Below are 16,894 nucleotides of genomic sequence, written 5' to 3'. Positions count from 1 at the left end.
CGCCGCGATGGTCGCGGATCTCAGGGAGCTGGTGGAGTGCGAGTCGTTCTCCTCGGACCTGGACGCCGTGGCACGCAGCGCGGACGTCGTGGCCGCGCAGGGCACCCGCCACCTCGGCGCCCCGCCCGAACGCCTCGTGATCGACGGGGTGACGCACCTGCGGTGGACGTTCGGCACGCCCCGGGTCCTGCTCCTCGGCCACCACGACACCGTGTGGCCGATGGGTTCGCTCGCCACTCACCCGTGGTCGCTGCGGGACGGCGTCGCGCGTGGGCCCGGCATCTTCGACATGAAGGCGGGGCTCGTGCAGATCTTCCACGCCCTGGCCTCACTGCCCTCGCTGGAGGGCGTGTGTGTGCTGGTGACCGGGGACGAGGAGGTCGGCTCGGACACCTCGCGGGCGCTCATCGAGGAGACGGCGCGGCAGTGCGCGGCGACCTTCGTACTGGAGGCCTCGGCGGACGGTGGCGCGGTGAAGACGGCGCGCAAGGGCACCTCCGCCTACGAGTTGGTGGTGCACGGAAAGGCGGCCCACTCCGGCCTTGAGCCGGAGAAGGGGGTCAACGCCGCGATCGAGGCCGCTCATCTCGTCCTCGCCCTCGAAGGGCTGGCCGCGGCGGCCGACATCGACGCCCCCGAGGGGTGGCGGACCACGGTGACGCCGACGATGACGTGGGCCGGTTCGGCGACCAACACGGTGCCCGCCGAGGCCACGGTCTGTGTCGACGTGCGTGTCCCGACGCTCGCCGCGCAGGAGCGGGTGGATGCCGCCATTCGAGCACTGAAGGTGACCGTCCCGGGGGCTCGCCTGGAGGTGCGCGGCGGGCCCAGCAGGCCGCCTCTCGAAGAGGCTTCGGCCGCCGCGCTGTTCGAGCGGGCGCGGGAGATCGCCCGGCGCCACGGCTGGGGGCCGCTCGCGTCGGCCGCGGTCGGCGGAGCGTCCGACGGGAACTTCACCGCCGGCCTCGGCTGCCCGACGCTGGACGGCCTCGGCGCCGTCGGCGGCGGGGCCCACGCCGACCACGAGCATGTGATCGTCGCGGAGATGGTCCCCCGGGCCCGGCTGCTCGCCGCCCTCGTCGAGGAGGTCACCCGGTGAGCGCCCTTGAGGTTCGCGAGGTGTACGAGCTGGACGAACTTGCCTCGGTCAACGCGCTGTTCGAGGAGATCTGGGGCACCGCGCCCGGCGCCTCGCCGATGGGGACCGAGCAGATGCGGGCGCTCTCGCACGCCGGGAACTACGTCGCCGGTGCCTTCGCCGACGGCTGTCTCGTCGGCGCGTCCGTCGCCTTCTTCGCGGCCCCCGTCGGACGGACACTGCACTCCCACGTCACAGGCGCCCTGCCCGGGCACGCGGCGGGCCTCGCCCTCAAACGGCACCAGCGCGACTGGTCGCTGGCCCGCGGGCTCTCCCGGATCACCTGGACCTACGATCCGCTCGTGCGGCGCAACGCCCACTTCAACCTGGCCAAGCTCGGCGCGCGGCCGGTGGAGTACCTCACCGGCTTCTACGGGCGGATCGACGACGCCATCAACGGCGGCGACGACACCGACCGCGCGCTCGTCGCCTGGGAGCTGGACGGCCCCGGGCCCATGGCGTCCCCGCCGCCGGTCCGCGTCCCCGCCGGTGCCGTGACCGCCCTGTCGGTACAGGACGGCCTGCCGGTGGCGGGCCGGCTCGACGCACCTGCCCTGCTGGTCGAAGTGCCGCCCGACATCGAGGCGTTGCGCCGCACCGACCCCGGCGCGGCCAAGGCGTGGCGTCTCGCGATGCGCGAGGTGCTGGGCGGCCTGCTGGCCGAGGGGGCCCGCGTCACGGGCTTCCACGGCCGGACTTCCTACGTCGTCACGCGCGAGCCCGCCGCGTGACGCGTGACGCATGACGCGTGACGCGTGACACCACCGTCCGACCACCGCCCGACGCGTGCGCCCACCCGAGGAGCCGAGCACCATGAAGATCACCGGAATCGAACTGCGCCGCGTCGCGATGCCCCTGCGGTCGCCGTTCCGTACCTCCTTCGGCGTCGAGACCGCCCGTGACGTCCTGCTCGTGCGGGTCGTCACGCCCGACGGCGAGGGCTGGGGCGAGTGCGTCGCGATGTCCGAACCCCGCTACTGCTCCGAGTACGTCGACGGAGCGGCCGACGTGTTGCGCCGCTTCCTCGTACCGGCGCTGCCCGCCGTGGCGGACGCCCACTCGGTGAAGCGCGCCATGAAGCCCTTCAAGGGCCACAAGATGGCCAAGGCGGCGCTGGAAACGGCCGTGCTCGACGCTCGGCTGCGGGCGTCGGGCCAGTCCTTCGGCGCGTATCTCGGGGCCGAACGTGGCCGGGTGCCGTGCGGGGTGTCGGTCGGGATCATGGACTCCGTCCCCGAACTCCTCGACGCCGTGGGCGGGTTCATCGACGAGGGGTACGTGCGGATCAAGCTCAAGATCGAACCCGGCTGGGACCTCGCGCCCGTCCGCGCGGTGCGGGAGCGGTTCGGCGACGAGCTGCTGCTCCAGGTGGACGCCAACGCCGCCTACACCCTCGCCGACGCCCGGCAGCTGGCCAAGCTGGACGCGTTCGACCTGCTGCTCATCGAACAGCCGCTGGCCGACGACGATCTCGTGCAGCACGCGGCGCTCGCGAAGCTGCTGCGTACGCCGGTGTGCCTGGACGAGTCGATCGAGTCGGCGGAGGACGCCGCCGCGGCCATCACCCTGGGCGCCGCCTCCGTCATCAACATCAAGCCGGGCCGGGTCGGCGGCTACCTCGAAGCCAAGGCCATCCACGATCTGTGCGTCGCCCACGGGGTGCCCGTGTGGTGCGGCGGCATGCTGGAGACGGGGCTGGGCCGCGCCGCCAACGTCGCGCTGGCCGCGCTGCCCGGCTTCTCCCTGCCCGGCGACACCTCCGCGTCCGGCCGCTACTTCGCCACGGACATCACCGAGCCCTTCGAACTCGCCGACGGCCACCTCGACGTCCCCACCGGAGCGGGGCTCGGCGTCGACCCGGTCCCCGAGGTACTGGAGAGGGTGACCACGGCCCGGGAGTGGATCCAGCTGTAGGGAGCCGCGAGTCCGGTCGCGCGACGGCCGGAAGACCGCCGGAGTACCGGAAGGGCCGGACCGCCGCCGGAGCATCGTAAAGGCCGGAACGCCGGAAATTCATGTGCGGATCGGCATTCCGCTTGACACGCTGACCTCATGAACTCTCCGCACGACCCCGCCGTCCCCGACCCCGCCCCCTCCGTCACTCCCTGGGGAACGGACTGGATCACCACGCCCATCACGCCTGCCCTCGCCGAGGACCTGCTGCGCGGCGCGCTCGACGTGGAGGCCACCGCGTACGGCGTACTGCCGCACCGGCTGCCCGCCCGGGCCCGCGCCCAGTTCACCGACGAGCAGGTGGCCAGGGCCGAGGCGCAGCCCTCCGGCGTACGGCTGGTCTTCCGCACGCGGGCCACCACCGTCGAGCTGGACGCGCTCCGCACGAAGATGGGCTATCACGGCGCACCGCCGCGCCCCGACGGTGTGTACGACCTGCTCGTCGACGGCGCTCTCACCCGGCAGGCCACCGTGAACGGCGGCAACGTCCTGATGATGGACATGGCCACCGGTACGACGGAGACCGTGCCCGGGCCGGTCGGCACGGTCCGCTTCGCCGGTCTGCCCGACCGGGTGAAGGACGTCGAGATCTGGTTGCCGCACAACGAGATCACCGAGCTGGTCACCCTGCGCACCGACGCTCCCGTCGAGCCGGTCCCCGACCGGGGCCGCAAGGTGTGGCTGCACCACGGCAGCTCCATCAGCCACGGCTCCGACGCGGCGAGCCCCACCACCACCTGGCCCGCGCTCGCCGCGTCCCTCGGCGGCGTGGAACTGGTCAACCTCGGGCTGAGCGGCAGCGCCCTGCTCGACCCGTTCACCGCGCGCGCCATGCGCGACACCCCCGCCGATGTGATCAGCGTCAAGATCGGCATCAACATCGTCAACGCCGACCTGATGCGCCTGCGCGCCTTCGGCCCCGCGGTGCACGGCTTCCTCGACACGATCCGCGAGGGGCACCCGAACGCTCCGCTGCTGGTCGTCTCGCCCATCCTGTGCCCCATCCACGAGGACACCCCCGGCCCCTGCGCCCCGGACTTCAGCAACGTCAGCGAGGGGCGGCTCCGGTTCGCGGCCATGGGCGACCCCGCCGAGCGCGCTGCCGGGAAGCTGACGCTCAGCGTGATCCGGGACGAGCTGGCCCGCATCGTGAAGCAGCGCGCCGCCGACGACGCGAATCTCCACTACCTCGACGGCCGCGACCTCTACGGCCAGGCGGACTACGCCGAACTGCCGCTGCCCGACGAACTCCACCCCGACGCCGCGACCCACCGCCTCATGGGCGAGCGTTTCGCCGCCCTGGCCTTCGGGACGGACGGGCCCCTCACCTCGGGAAGCCGCTGAGACCGAGCCGGGCGGGGCGGCCCGTCGACCTCCGCCCCGTCCGGCCCCGGCCGTGACGGCGATGCCGGCCGCGCGCGGAGCAACGGTCTCCGCCAACGCGGCCGGCATCGCGCGTGGCAGGGGTCGGTTCCGCCGGATCCCTGACCACTCGCCGCCCCCTTTCACTCCCCGTCCGTGTGCGCGATCCGGGACAGCAGCGCGTGCAGGGTCTCCCGGTCCTCCGGGGCGAGCGGGGCGAGGAGTTCCGCGGTCACGCCTCGGGCCACCTCGTCGGAGTCGCGCAGGAAGTCGTGGCCCTGCGGGGCGAGGGCGACGATGCGGCGGCGGCGGTCGTCGGGGGCGGGGCGGCGCTCGACGAAGCCGAGGCGTTCCAGGTCGTCGACCAGGCCGACGATCGCGCTCGGGTCGTAACCGAGCCGTCGGCTCAACTCCCGCTGGGCGGCGCCTTCCACCGTGGCCAGATAGCGCAGCAGCGCGTAGTGGCGCAGGCGCAGGCCCGACCGCTGGAGCGCCGCGTTGAAGAGCTGTCCCGAGCGCAGGCCGAGCCGGTAGAGGAGATACCCCGCGTCGGCGTGGAGTCCTCGCATCCAGGGAGCGCCCTCGTCGACGGAGCCTTCCTCCGCGGGCCCGGCGGTCGTCTTGCGGCTGGTCATGAGGGGCGCTCTCCCTGGTCGGTGCTTCGCGGGTACGTGCGGCGATGGTGGCCCGCCGCCCCAGCATGCCGCAACACCGGTGTCGACAACAACCATTGACGGCAACAATGGTTTGTCTTAGCTTCCTTTCCGGGCCCCCCGGCCTCTCCAGCCCGTCGAAGGGATACCGCCATGCCGGAAACACCCACAGTCGACCTCGGCGGCAAGGTCGCCGTCGTCACCGGTTCGGGGCGCGGCCTCGGCCTCGCCTACGCCTCCGCCCTCGCTCGGGCCGGGGCCTCCGTGGTCGTCAACGACATCGACGAGGCGGCCGCCGAGCGAGCCGTCAAGAGCATCGCCGAAGCCGGTGGGCGCGCGGTCGCGGAGTGCGTCGCCGTCGGGACGGGCGAGGCCGCCGACCGCCTGGTCGGGCGCGCCGTCGAGGAGTTCGGGCGCCTGGACGTGATGGTGACCAACGCCGGGATCCTCCGTGACCGCGTGCTGTGGAAGATGTCCGACGAGGACTTCGACGCGGTGGTCACGACGCATCTGCGCGGCACGTTCACCTGCGCCCGCGCGGCCGCCGTGCGGATGCGGGCGCAGGGCGGGGGCGGCCGGCTGATCCTGGTCGGCTCGCCCGCCGGGCAGCGGGGCAACTTCGGGCAGACCAACTACGCGGCCGCCAAGGCCGGCATCGCCGCCATGGCCCGCACCTGGTCCATGGAGCTGGCCCGGGCCGGCATCACCGTCAACGCCGTCGTGCCGGTCGCCGCGACCGCGATGACCGAGACGATCCCCGCCTTCGCGCCGTACGTAGAGGCGATGCGGGAGGGCAGGCCGCTGCCGGACTTCCTCCGCAAGGGCGAGGGCTTCGGCACGGCGGAGGACTGCGCCGCGCTCGTCCCCTTCCTGGCCTCCGACGCGGCGGGCGACGTGACCGGACAGTGCGTGGGCATCGGCGGCGACCGCCTCACCCTGTGGTCACACCCCCGGGAGGCCTCCGTCGCGTACGCCGACGGCGGCTGGACCCCGGAGGCCATCGCCGCCGTCTGGCACACCTCCGTGGGCAGCGCCCCGGAGACGGTCGGCGTCCCCGCGCCCAAGTCCCCCGGGGAGTGAGCGGGTTGGACCTCTCCGAGCTGACCGCGATCGACGTCCACACCCACGCGGAGGTCTCCTCGCGGGGCCACGCCTCGCTCGCCGAGGATCTCGACGCCGCCTCCACCGCGTACTTCAAGGTCGAGGGGCGCACGCGCAAGCCGACGCTGGAGGAGATGGCCGCCTACTACCGCGAGCGCAAGATGGCCGCCGTCGTCTTCACCGTGGACGCCGAGTCGGCCACCGGCACCCCGCCCGTACCGAACGAGGAGGTGGCCGAGGCCGCCGCCGCGCACCCGGATGTGCTCATACCGTTCGCGTCCCTCGATCCGTTCCGCGGCAGGGCGGGCGTGCGCCAGGCCCGCAGGCTCGTGGCGGAGTACGGCGTCAAGGGGTTCAAGTTCCACCCGAGCATCCAGGGGTTCTTCCCCAACGACCGTGCGCTCGCCTACGAGTTGTACGAGGTGATCGAGGAGACCGGCTGCGTCGCCCTCTTCCACACCGGGCAGACCGGCATCGGCGCGGGCGTGCCCGGCGGCGGCGGGATCCGGCTGAAGTACTCGAACCCCATGCACGTCGACGACGTCGCCGCCGACTTCCCGCACCTGAAGATCATCCTCGCCCATCCGTCGTTCCCGTGGCAGGACGAGGCGCTCGCCGTGGCCACCCACAAACCGGGCGTGCACATCGACCTCTCCGGCTGGTCGCCGAAGTACTTCCCGCCCCAACTCGTGCACTACGCCAACACGTTGCTGAAGGACAAGGTGCTCTTCGGCTCCGACTTCCCCGTCCTCACACCCGACCGCTGGCTCGCCGACTTCGAGCGGCTCGCCATCAAGGACGAGGTCCGCCCCAAGATCCTCAAGGAGAACGCCGCCCGCCTGCTCGGGCTCGGATAGAGGGGGCGCCATGCGCAACGAAGGACTCGGCTCCTGGCCCGCGCGCCGGGCCCGCAAGACCCCGCACCGCACCGCCCTGACCCACGAGGGCCAGGCCCTCACCTACGCGGGCCTGCACTCCCGCACGCTGCGCCTCGCACACGCGCTGCGCGCCCGGGGTGTCCGGCGCGGCGACCGGGTCGCCCACCTGGGGCCGAACCACCCGGCGTTCCTGGAGACCTTCTTCGCCACGGGTGCGCTCGGCGCGGTGTTCGTCCCGCTCAACACCCGGCTGAGCGGTCCCGAGATCGCCTACCAGCTGGCCGACGCGGGCGCCTGCGCCCTCATCCACTCCCCCGCGCACACCGCGCTCGTCGCCGGGCTGCGGCAGGCGGGACAGACCCCTTCACTCGCATGCGTCGTCGAAGTGGGCGCCGATTACCAGAAGTTGATCGACTGCTCCACCGAGGAGCCGCTGGACGAGGCGGTCGCCGCGGACGACGTCTGCCTCCTGATGTACACCTCCGGCACGACGGGCCGCCCCAAGGGCGCCATGCTCACCCACGCCAACCTCACCTGGAACGCCGTCAACGTCCTGGTCGACGCCGATCTCACCGCCGACGCGGTCGCGCTGGTCTGCGCCCCGCTCTTCCACGCCGCCGCGCTCGGCATGCTCGCCCTGCCCGTGTTCCTCAAGGGCGGCACCTGCGTCCTCGTCGAGTCGTTCGACCCGGCCCGGACCCTCGACCTCGTGGAAGAGCACGGCGTGAGCGTCACGTTCGGGGTGCCGACGATGTACGAACGCCTCGCCAGGGAGCCGCGCTGGGACGCGGCCGACCTGTCCTCGCTGCGGATCCTGATGTGCGGCGGCGCGCCCGTGCCGACGCCGCTCATCGAGGCGTACGCGCGGCGCGGCCTCGCCTTCCAGCAGGGCTACGGCATGACGGAGGCCTCCCCTGGCGCCCTCTATCTCGACGCCGAGCACGCGGCACGCAAGGCGGGCACGGCCGGGGTGCCGCACTTCTTCACCGACGTCCGTGTCGTACGCCCCGACCTCAGCCCGGCGGCGGTCGGGGAGACCGGCGAGGTGCTGGTGCGCGGGCCCCACGTGATGGCCGGCTACTGGCAGTTGCCGGACGAGACGGCCGCCGCGTTCGCCGACGGCTGGTTCCGCACGGGCGACGCGGCGCGGGTGGACGCCGACGGCTTCGTCACCATCGCCGACCGCCTCAAGGACATGATCATCTCCGGTGGCGAGAACGTGTATCCCGCCGAGGTCGAGAGCGCCCTGCTCGCCCACCCCGACGTCCTGGAGTGCGCCGTCATCGGCGTGCCCGACGCGCGGTGGGGCGAGGTGCCGCGCGCCGTCGCCGTGCTCCGCGAGGGCGCGACGGCCACCCCCGAGGAGGTCCTCGGCTCGTTGGCCGGCCGCCTCGCCAAGTACAAGATCCCCGCGTCACTGATGTGCGTACGCGAACTGCCGCGCACCGCCTCGGGGAAGCTCCACAAGCCCAGCCTGCGCCGCGAGTACGGCGGCGCACCCACCGACCGTACTGACCGAGGAGTAACCCAATGACCGTCACCGTCAACGGCCTTGACGAACTGGCTGCCCTCACCGGGAGCGAACTCGGCGTCACCGAGTGGCTGGAGGTCGGGCAGGAACGCATCGACACCTTCGCCGACGCGACCGACGACCACCAGTGGATCCACACCGACCCCGAGAGGGCCGCGCGAGGACCGTTCGGGGCGCCCATCGCGCACGGCTATCTGACCCTCTCCCTCTTCATCCCGCTCTTCACCGACCTCCTCGACGTCCGCGGAGTCACCACGAAGGTCAACTACGGCCTGGACAAGGTGCGTTTCCCGGCGCCCGTGAAGGCCGGCGCGCGGATACGGCTGCGCGCCACGCTGACCTCCGTCGACGAGGTGCGGGGCGGGGTGCAGATCGCCGTGGACGGCACGGTCGAGATCGAGGGCGGCGACAGACCGGCGTGCGTCCTGCGGAGCCTGTCCCGCTTCTACGCGTAAGGAGCCCCGCCATGGTGCACCCACCCGGCAAGGCGGCGAGCCCCGGGACCGGAGCCGGGGCGGCGCCCGGACAGCTGCGCCGCGTCGCGCTGTCCGGACTGATCGGCACGGCCGTGGAGTTCTACGACTTCCTCGTCTACGGAACCGTCGCCGCGCTCGTCTTCGGCGACCTCTTCTTCCCCGAGGCCGACCCGGCGGTGGGCACCGTGGCCGCCTTCGGGACGTTCGCCGCGGGCTATCTCGCCCGGCCACTCGGCGGGATCGTCTTCGGCCACTTCGGCGACCGGCTCGGCCGCAAGTCGATGATGCTCCTGACGATGGTCCTGATGGGCACCGGCAGCTTCCTCATCGGGCTGCTGCCCACGTACGACACGATCGGCGTCTGGGCCCCGGTCCTGCTCGTCCTGCTTCGCGTCGTGCAGGGCATCGCGATCGGCGGCGAATGGGGCGGCGCGACCCTCATGGTCGCCGAACACGCGGGTGAGCGGCCGCGCGGCCTGTGGACCAGCTTCACCCAACTCGGCGCCCCGCTGGGCACGGTGCTCTCCACCGGGGTCGTCGCGCTCGTGAGCACGCTGCCCGACGACGACTTCCGCGCCTGGGGCTGGCGGGTGCCGTTCCTGCTCTCGCTCGTACTGCTCGGCGCCGGTCTGTACGTACGCCTGAAGGTCACCGAGAGTCCGCTCTTCGCCTCGCTGTCCGAGCGGCAGGAGCGGGCGCCGATGCCGATGCCGCTGCTCGACGTGCTGCGCGCGCCGCGGCCGGTGCTGCTCGCCTCGGCGGTCGGCATCGGTCCTTTCACCGCGCAGGCGCTGCTGACCAGCTTCATGATCTCGTACGCCGTCGACGAGGGGTACAGCCGCCAGCAGGTGCTCATCGGCGTCACCGTCGCTTCCTGCGTGGCGCTCGTGGTGCTTCCTTGCGCGAACCACCTCTCGGACCGCCTCGGGCGCCGGCCCGTCGTCCTGGCCGGGGCCCTGCTCTCGGCGGCCACCGCCTTCCCGGTCTTCGCGCTCGTGGACAGCCATCGGCCCGGACAGCTGATCCTCGCCTGCGTGATCGGGCACGGAATCGCCCAGTCCGTGATGTACGGGCCGCTCGGCGCCCTGTTCAGCGAGATGTTCCCGACCCGGGTGCGCTACACCGGCGCCTCGCTCGGCTACCAGACCGCGACGCTGCTCGGCGCCGGCCTCTCACCGCTGATCGCCGGCGCGCTGCTGGCCGCCGGCCACTCCAGCGGCTCCGTCGCCGTGCTGCTCACGGCCGGGAGCGCGATCACGGCGCTCGCCGTCTGGCGGGTCACGGAGACCAGCGCCCAGAACCTCGCCGTCCAAGGAGAAGCCCCATGACCCGCACCACCACCCGGCCGCGCCCCGCCCGCAACCGTCCCGCCGCCGGACTCGCCGCGCTGCTGCTCCTCCTCCTGACCCCTGTTCCCGCCCAGGCCACCGCCGCCGAGCCCGCTCCCCGGCAGCTGGAAGGCACCCTGCCTTCCGGCGCCACGTACATGATCGACACCCCGGCCCGCTGGAACGGCACCGTCCTGCTCTTCAGCCACGGCTACCGCCCCGAAGGCACCCCGAACCCGGCCGTCGACGCCCCCGACGAGCCGACGAAGAAGCTGCTCCTGAAGGAGGGCTACGCGCTCGTCGGCTCCTCCTACGCGACGAACGGCTGGGCGGTGGAGCAGGCGGTGCCGGACCAGCTGGCCGCGCTCGACACCTTCGCGGGGAAGGTCGGCGAGGCCAGGCGGACCCTCGCCTGGGGCCAGTCACTGGGCGGGCTCGTCACCACGGCGATCGCCGAGCGCCACCCGCGGCGCGTCGACGGCTCGCTCTCCCTGTGCGGCCTCGTGCACGGCGGCGTCGCCAACTGGAACTCCACGCTGGACGCCACGTTCGCGCTCCGCACGCTGCTCGCGCCCGGCTCCGGCATCCGGCTGACCGGCTTCAAGGACGCCGCCGACGCCAAAGCGTCCGGCGAACGGCTCGGCGCGTCCCTCGTCACGGCGCAGCGCACGGCTCCCGGGCGGGCCCGCATCGCGCTCGCCGCCGCGCTGCACGCCGTCCCCGGCTGGAACGACCCGGCCACGCCCCGGCCCGCCCCGGACGACCACGCCTCCCGGCAGGCGAACCAGTACGCGGCGCTCCGCGCCCTGGTGGCACAACCGGGCTTCGTGTGGCGGGCGGAGGCCGAGCGCCGCGCGGGCGGCAACATGTCCTGGAACACGGGTGTCGACTACACGGCGATGCTCGCCCGTTCCGCCACCTACAGGGAGGTCAAGTCGCTCTACAAGGCGGCGGGGCTCTCCCTCGGCGACGACCTGCGCGCACTCGCCGACGCGCCCCGTACGGACGCGAATCCGGGCGCGGTGCGCTATCTGGCCGAGCACGCCGCGCCCTCCGGACGGCTCCGCAAGCCCCAGCTCGACATCCACACGACCGGTGACGCGCTCGTGCCCGTCGAGGTCGAGAGCGCCTATCGCCGTGCGGTGGGCCGGGCGGGCCGCGCACCACTCCTGCGCCAGGCGTACACCGACAACGCCGGCCACTGTACGTTCAGCCCCGCGGAACAACTCGGCGCGCTGCACACGCTCGAGCGCCGGGTCGGCACGGGAAGCTGGGGCGACACGTCACCCGCCGCCCTCAACACCCGTGCCCGGCAAGCGGATCCGACCACACCTGCCCGCTACGTGACGTACCGGCCCGGCCCGTACCCGCGCCCGTTCAGCTGATCCTCAGCAGTGGCTAGGCGTCGGCCTGGCGGCGCGGCTCGCGCCACATCGTCCACAGCTGCGGTCCGCCGCCCGGCAGCCGCAGCTCGTCGCGCACGGTGAAGCCGAAGTGCTCGTAGACGGGGAGGTTCTCCGGCTTGGAGGACTCCAGGTGGACGGGCATGCCCGCCGCGTCGGCCTGGGCCAGCCCGGAGCGCAGCAGGGCGGCGCCCTGCCCCTGGCCCTGCGCGGCCGGGTCGGCCCCGATGAGCGCCAGGGACCAGTGCGGCTCCTGGGGCGTGTGCTGGGCCGCCATCTCGACGGCGCCCCCGAACAGCTCCGCCCGGTCGCCGAGGAGGTTCGTGAGCTCCTGGATGGTCTCCTGGTCGGGAACGGCCTTCTCCTGCGCCTCCGCGGGCACCCAGAACGCGACGGCGGCGTCGGTGCGTTGGCACACGCCGTGCAGCACGTACTGGCGGGTGAAGATCGTGCCGAAGTAGCGGCCCAGGGACGCTTCCCGCGTGGCCTCGTCGGGGAAGAACCAGCGCATCATCGGGTCGTCGTCAAAGGCGCGGGCCAAGGTGGCGCCGACCAGGGGGGCATCGTCGAGCGTCGCCGTCTTCGGCGTGTGCGATATAGGCATACGGGTCATTCTGCACCCGGTGATCTTCGACGCCGAAGCGGGGTCCCGCACTCCGCCGGACGCGGCAACGAGGCTGTCTGCCTGGACAGTTCAAGGCCTTGTCACGCCAGGGGCGAGGCCCGCTCCGGCAGGGCAGCCTCTGAGGCGGCGCGCGGCGCGGGTACGGGGCGTGTCCACAGCAGGGCGCCCGCGGTCAGTGCGACTCCGCCGACCAGCCAGGGCAGTGGGCCGGCCGGGAGGGCTCCGACGGCCGGGGCGGCGAGGGCGCACGCCAGTTGCAGCGCGAGCGACTGGACCGACAGGGCGGTGGCGCGCCCGGCCGAGGTCACGCGGCGGTGCAGCAGGTCGTTCTCGTTGGGCCCCGCCGCCCCGAGGCCGAGGTAGACCAGGGCGAAACCGGCGGCGCCGAGGGCCACGGGCACCGGGCCCGCCGCGCTCGCCGTGGCCGCGAGGAGCAGCAGTCCGCCCGCCCCGCGCCCAGGTAAGCCAGGACCGCGCGTCCGCTGCCACCCGTGAGGCGGGCGGTGAGCGGCGCGAGGTGGCTGCCGAGCGCCGAGCAGACGTAGCCCGCGCAGGCCAGGTAAGCGAAGAGCACCGCGCCCGCCTCAGGGTCACCGGCCAGGTCCGCGGCCCGGCCCGGCGTGAGCAGTTCGACGGCGGCGAAGGCGGCGCCGGTGGCCGCCACGCCGAGCAGCACGCGCCGCACCAGCGCGTCGCCGCCGGTCAGGCGCACTCCGGAGACGATGGTGGCCGGGACGCCCCGGAGGACCACGCGCGAGCCGACCCGTGTCCGCGGCGGTTCGGGCAGGGCGGTCAGGACGTACAGCACGAAGACGATGTCGACGGCGGCGGCCAGCAGCACCGGGACGGAGAGCGGCAGGACCACACCCGAGGTGGCCCGGCTCAGCCGCGCACCGAGGTCGGGGCCGAGCCCGAGCAGCCAGGGCAGGGCGCCGCCGACGAGGGTGCCGACGGCGAGCGCCGCCGAGGTGGCCGAACCCCCGTGGGCCAGCCCGCTCCGCAGTTCGGCGTCGGGCCCAGCGGCGGCGTGGACGGTGTCGACGTACCAGGCCTCGGCGGGCCCGCTGGACAGGGCCCGCCCCGCGCCCTTCAGCGCCATGCCGAGTACGAACATCCAGGCGTCGGTGCCGAGCCCCAGGAGGGCGAAGGCGGCCAGGTCCGTGAGCCCGGCGGCCACGAGGACCGCGCGGCGGCCGAGGACGTCGGAGAGCCCTCCGGTGGGCAGTTCGAGGAGGGCCGCCGTCAGGGAGTGCGCGGCGAAGAGCCCCGCGATGGCGGCGAGGGTCATGCCGCGCTCGGTGAAGAGCAGCAACTGCGGGGCGATGGCCAGCCCCAGCGGCAGCCAGAAGAGGGCGCAGATCATGACGTAGCGGCGGCGCGCGGCGGCTATGTCCATGGGCTTCGTCACGCGGGCCCCGCGGTGTGCGGTCCATCCCCGGCTGCCGGGGGGTCCTCCGCCGTCGGGCGTGACGCCAGGGGCAGGCCGGCCGTGAAGAGCACCGTCCGGGCGGCTCGTGGGTCCGACGCGTCGCGCGTGGTCAGCTCCGCGAGCTTGTCCTCGAACGTCCGCCACAGCTCCGCGAGTGAGTCCGGAGTCAGGCGGGGCAGCATGTCGCTGATGCCGGAGGGCTCCACCCACTGCGGGGACAGCCGTCCCGCTTCCATGTCCTGCTCGTGCCGCGTCAACGCCTCCCCGAGGTGCTGGATCTGACGTCTGCGCATCATGCCGACGAAGTCACGGCTGCCGGGCGAGGCCTCCATCGCCTCGTTGCTCCAGGAGGTGACCTCGTGCACGGCCCGCCAGCGACGCTCCCTGCCGTCGCGCTGCGTCTTGGGCACTGGTCTCGGCCCGTGGGGAGGTCCAGGGCCTCGGCCAGCTCGGCCCTGCTGCCCCAGTACGGGGAGCGGACCGCCACGTTACGTCCGCCTCCACCGCGGCGCAGGCGGTCGCCGTGGCCACCGCGGGCGGTGTGCCGACGAAGTCGAACACCGCCTGGGCGCCGAGACCACGGGTACCGCAGCTTCCCGTCGGTGACGTCCGGGGTGACGCTTCGGGCCGGGGTGGTGACAGACCGGAGCCCGGCCGCGGGGACTCCCCCGGGACCGGGCCGCAGCCGTCCGTTCAGTGGTTCGTGTCAGTGGTTCTTGCACTTGTTGTCGCTCGCGGGGTTGAGGAGCCCGATGATGTCGATGGTGTTGCCGCAGACGTTGGCATCGACTTCGACCGGCACCTGAACGGCGTTGCCGGACAGGACGCCGGGGCTGTCGTGGACATGACCCACGGCGGAGGGGTCGTCGCCGTCGGCGAGAGCCTGGCCCGCGCCGCCGACCACGGCACTGGCGGCGAGCAGGACAGCGGCGCTGAGAGTACGGACACGCATGGGGTGATCTCCTCGGTGTAGGAAAAGCGATCGCTCTCCAGCAGATAGCCCGCCGCCCCTTCTCGCGACTGCTCAGGGCCGTTCGGGTGACACGAGGAGGCCCGGCCCCGGCGGCCTGCGGGCCGACTCGGCCGGGGCGAGGAGCCGCCGCTCACCTCCGCTCAGCAGCCGCCGGAAGACGCGGGCGCGGCCGCGCCGATCCGGAGCGTCGACGGGGTCCCGCAGCAGCCGCCGGACGCGTCGCCGATGCCGGTGCCGGTGCCATCGCCGGTGTCGGCCGGTTCGTCGAAGAGGCCCGATCCGCCGCAGACTCCCGTCTCGGGGAGGGTCAACTCCACGCGCCCGGCGGCCTCGTGGTCTCCCGCGAGGGCCGCGGCGATGGAGCGGACCTGCTCGTAGCCGGTCATGGCGAGGAACGTCGGGGCGCGGCCGTAACTCTTCATGCCGACCAGGTAGACGCCCTTCTCCGGGTGGGTCAACTCCTTGACCCCGTGCGGGTAGACGGTGCCGCACGAGTGCTGGTTGGGGTCGATCAGCGGGGCGAGTCCGACGGGCGCCTGGAGGCGTTCGTCGAGGCCGAGCCGGAGTTCGCCGAGGAAGGAGAGGTCGGGACGGAAGCCGGTCAGGACGATGACCTCGTCGACCGGGTCGAGGCGGCGGCCGTCCTCGGCGATCAGCACCAGCCGTTCGCCGCTCCTGTCCACGGCGCCGGTGCGGAAGCCGGTGACGGCATCGGCATGGCCGTCGTCCACGGCTGCCTTCGCCGCGAGGCCCAGGGCACCGCGGGCCGGGAGCTGGTCGGCCGCACCGCCGCCGAAGGTGGAGCCGCTGATGCCTCGCCGCAGCACCCACACCGCGTGGGTGCCCGGCACCTCCTCGGCGAGGCCGGCCAGGAGGGCGAGCGTGGTGAACGCGGAGGCTCCGGAGCCGATGACCGCCGTGCGCCTGCCCGCGTACCGGGCGCGGACGGCCGCGTCCCCGAGGTCGGGCACGCGGTACGAGATGCGGTCCGAGGCGGCTCGTTCGCCGAGCGCGGGCAGGCCGTCGCCGCCGAGCGGGCCGGGGGTCGTCCAGGTGCCGGAGGCGTCGATGACGGCGCGGGCGACGACGCGCCGCTCGCCGCCGTCGCTGTCACGGACGTACACGGTGAAGGGCTGCTGTTCGCGGTCGGCGTCGACGACACGGTCGCGGCCCCGGCGGGAGACCCCGGTCACCGTCACGCCGAAGCGGACGCTGTCGCCCAGCACGTCGGCCAGCGGCGTCAGGTACTTCCGTGCCCAGTCGCCGCCGGTGGGGTAGGTGGCGCCGTCGGGCCGCACCCAGCCGGTGGGGGTGAGGAGCTTCTCGGCGGCCGGGTCGACGACCTCGGCCCACGGGGAGAAGAGGCGTACGTGCGACCACTCGCGCACGGCGCTGCCCGCGCTGTCGCCGGCTTCGAGTACCAGGGGTTCGATGCCCCGCTCGACGAGGTGGGCGGCCGCGGCGAGGCCGATGGGGCCGGCTCCGATGACCACGACGGGCAGGACGGCGCTGGACGCGTTCACGGTGCTCCCCTTTGATTCGACGTCTGTCGATGTCTTGTGCGGCCAGCATGGCACCTGCTTCGACAAGCGTCAACATAGACAGGTATCGATTCAAGCGGTTCCATCGACCCCATCGGCCCCACCGACCGTGTTGGCCTGTTGATTCGACATGCGTCAACATAGACACATGCCGAATGACGAGTCTGTCGAGCATGTCGAACCCTGCTGCCCGCCCCTGACGGAGCGCCCCCTCACCGCCGAGGAGGCGGTGCGGACGGCCGCGATGTTCAAGGCGCTCGGCGACCCGGTCCGGCTGAGGCTGTTCTCGCTGGTCGCCTCGCACGACGGCGGCGAGGCGTGCGTGTGCGACATCTCCGACGTCGGGGTCTCCCAGCCGACCGTCTCCCACCACCTGAAGAAGCTGAAGGAGGCCGGACTGCTCACCTCCGAGCGGCGCGGGACGTGGGTGTACTACCGCGTCGAGCCGTCCGTGCTCGCGGCGATGGGGCACATCCTGGGGCGCGTCGGCGCGTGACGGCCGC

General features: G+C 73.2%; 16 protein-coding genes and 2 pseudogenes. 11 read left to right on the top strand and 7 right to left on the bottom strand.

Annotated elements, in window-relative coordinates; all coding sequences use genetic code 11:
• Positions 1–7 precede the first annotated feature (7 nt).
• The 4 genes from KKZ08_RS36740 to KKZ08_RS36725 all read left to right on the top strand — a co-directional run bounded on the left by KKZ08_RS36740 (position 8) and on the right by KKZ08_RS36725 (position 4,435).
• A complete protein-coding gene (locus KKZ08_RS36740; RefSeq protein WP_223779338.1) occupies positions 8–1,099 on the top strand; it encodes a M20 family metallopeptidase in 1,092 nt (363 codons plus the stop codon).
• A complete protein-coding gene (locus tag KKZ08_RS36735; protein ID WP_223778557.1) occupies positions 1,096–1,869 on the top strand; it encodes a GNAT family N-acetyltransferase in 774 nt (257 codons plus the stop codon). The genes KKZ08_RS36740 and KKZ08_RS36735 overlap by 4 nt, the downstream gene beginning before the upstream one ends.
• A gap of 82 nt (positions 1,870–1,951) precedes the next feature.
• Positions 1,952–3,052, top strand: coding sequence for an o-succinylbenzoate synthase (menC, locus tag KKZ08_RS36730; RefSeq protein WP_223778556.1), 1,101 nt, complete (start codon positions 1,952–1,954; stop codon positions 3,050–3,052).
• Positions 3,053–3,190: 138 nt separating this feature from the next.
• Positions 3,191–4,435: a GDSL-type esterase/lipase family protein gene (locus KKZ08_RS36725; protein WP_223778555.1), complete on the top strand. Its 1,245-nt coding sequence runs from the start codon at positions 3,191–3,193 to the stop codon at positions 4,433–4,435.
• A 161-nt stretch (positions 4,436–4,596) separates the two neighbouring features.
• Here the strand turns inward: KKZ08_RS36725 and KKZ08_RS36720 are convergent, their stop codons facing one another.
• Positions 4,597–5,088: a MarR family winged helix-turn-helix transcriptional regulator gene (locus KKZ08_RS36720; protein WP_223778554.1), complete on the bottom strand. Its 492-nt coding sequence runs from the start codon at positions 5,086–5,088 to the stop codon at positions 4,597–4,599.
• A 171-nt stretch (positions 5,089–5,259) separates the two neighbouring features.
• Here KKZ08_RS36720 and KKZ08_RS36715 point away from each other — a divergent pair, with 171 nt between their 5' ends.
• From KKZ08_RS36715 to KKZ08_RS36690, 6 genes are read left to right on the top strand one after another with little or no spacing between them, the layout of a single operon-like run.
• Positions 5,260–6,186: an SDR family oxidoreductase gene (locus tag KKZ08_RS36715; protein WP_223778553.1), complete on the top strand. Its 927-nt coding sequence runs from the start codon at positions 5,260–5,262 to the stop codon at positions 6,184–6,186.
• A 5-nt stretch (positions 6,187–6,191) separates the two neighbouring features.
• A complete protein-coding gene (locus KKZ08_RS36710) occupies positions 6,192–7,064 on the top strand; it encodes an amidohydrolase family protein (protein WP_223778552.1) in 873 nt (290 codons plus the stop codon).
• Positions 7,065–7,074: 10 nt separating this feature from the next.
• The gene (locus KKZ08_RS36705) at positions 7,075–8,619 is read left to right on the top strand and encodes a long-chain fatty acid--CoA ligase (RefSeq protein ID WP_223778551.1); all 1,545 of its coding nucleotides are present in this window, start codon (positions 7,075–7,077) and stop codon (positions 8,617–8,619) included.
• Positions 8,616–9,071 carry a MaoC family dehydratase gene (locus tag KKZ08_RS36700; protein ID WP_223778550.1) on the top strand — a complete coding sequence of 152 codons (456 nt, stop codon included), beginning with the start codon at positions 8,616–8,618 and terminating at the stop codon, positions 9,069–9,071. The genes KKZ08_RS36705 and KKZ08_RS36700 overlap by 4 nt, the downstream gene beginning before the upstream one ends.
• An 11-nt stretch (positions 9,072–9,082) precedes the next feature.
• Positions 9,083–10,420: an MFS transporter gene (locus KKZ08_RS36695; protein WP_223778549.1), complete on the top strand. Its 1,338-nt coding sequence runs from the start codon at positions 9,083–9,085 to the stop codon at positions 10,418–10,420.
• Positions 10,417–11,805: a hypothetical protein gene (locus tag KKZ08_RS36690; protein ID WP_223778548.1), complete on the top strand. Its 1,389-nt coding sequence runs from the start codon at positions 10,417–10,419 to the stop codon at positions 11,803–11,805. Before KKZ08_RS36695 ends, KKZ08_RS36690 begins: the two co-directional genes overlap by 4 nt.
• Positions 11,806–11,818: 13 nt before the next feature.
• Here KKZ08_RS36690 and KKZ08_RS36685 read toward each other — a convergent pair whose 3' ends face one another.
• The 6 genes and pseudogenes from KKZ08_RS36685 to KKZ08_RS36660 all read right to left on the bottom strand — a co-directional run bounded on the left by KKZ08_RS36685 (position 11,819) and on the right by KKZ08_RS36660 (position 16,373).
• A complete protein-coding gene (locus KKZ08_RS36685; RefSeq protein WP_223778547.1) occupies positions 11,819–12,427 on the bottom strand; it encodes a GNAT family N-acetyltransferase in 609 nt (202 codons plus the stop codon).
• 101 nt (positions 12,428–12,528) lie between these two features.
• Positions 12,529–13,844 (bottom strand): annotated as a pseudogene (locus KKZ08_RS36680) (MFS transporter).
• 8 nt (positions 13,845–13,852) lie between these two features.
• Complete coding sequence (locus KKZ08_RS36675) at positions 13,853–14,287, bottom strand: hypothetical protein (RefSeq protein ID WP_346657907.1); 435 nt, start codon at positions 14,285–14,287, stop codon at positions 13,853–13,855.
• A gap of 17 nt (positions 14,288–14,304) precedes the next feature.
• A pseudogene (locus KKZ08_RS36670) lies at positions 14,305–14,511 on the bottom strand (NAD(P)-dependent alcohol dehydrogenase); the annotation flags it as partial.
• A 72-nt stretch (positions 14,512–14,583) separates the two neighbouring features.
• Positions 14,584–14,829 carry a chaplin gene (locus tag KKZ08_RS36665; protein ID WP_223778546.1) on the bottom strand — a complete coding sequence of 82 codons (246 nt, stop codon included), beginning with the start codon at positions 14,827–14,829 and terminating at the stop codon, positions 14,584–14,586.
• Positions 14,830–14,990: 161 nt separating this feature from the next.
• On the bottom strand, positions 14,991–16,373 hold the full coding sequence (locus KKZ08_RS36660; protein WP_223778545.1) for an NAD(P)-binding domain-containing protein: 1,383 nt from the start codon (positions 16,371–16,373) through the stop codon (positions 14,991–14,993).
• A gap of 166 nt (positions 16,374–16,539) precedes the next feature.
• On the opposite strand from KKZ08_RS36660, the gene KKZ08_RS36655 reads away from it, so the two are divergent.
• The gene (locus KKZ08_RS36655; protein WP_223778544.1) at positions 16,540–16,887 is read left to right on the top strand and encodes a metalloregulator ArsR/SmtB family transcription factor; all 348 of its coding nucleotides are present in this window, start codon (positions 16,540–16,542) and stop codon (positions 16,885–16,887) included.
• The last annotated feature ends 7 nt before the right edge of the window (positions 16,888–16,894 follow it).

It is taken from the genome of Streptomyces sp. 135 (genome assembly GCF_020026305.1).
GTDB lineage: Bacteria > Actinomycetota > Actinomycetes > Streptomycetales > Streptomycetaceae > Streptomyces.
Note: the sequence above shows the minus strand (reverse complement) of the source record. Positions and strands in the feature narration are given on the sequence as shown.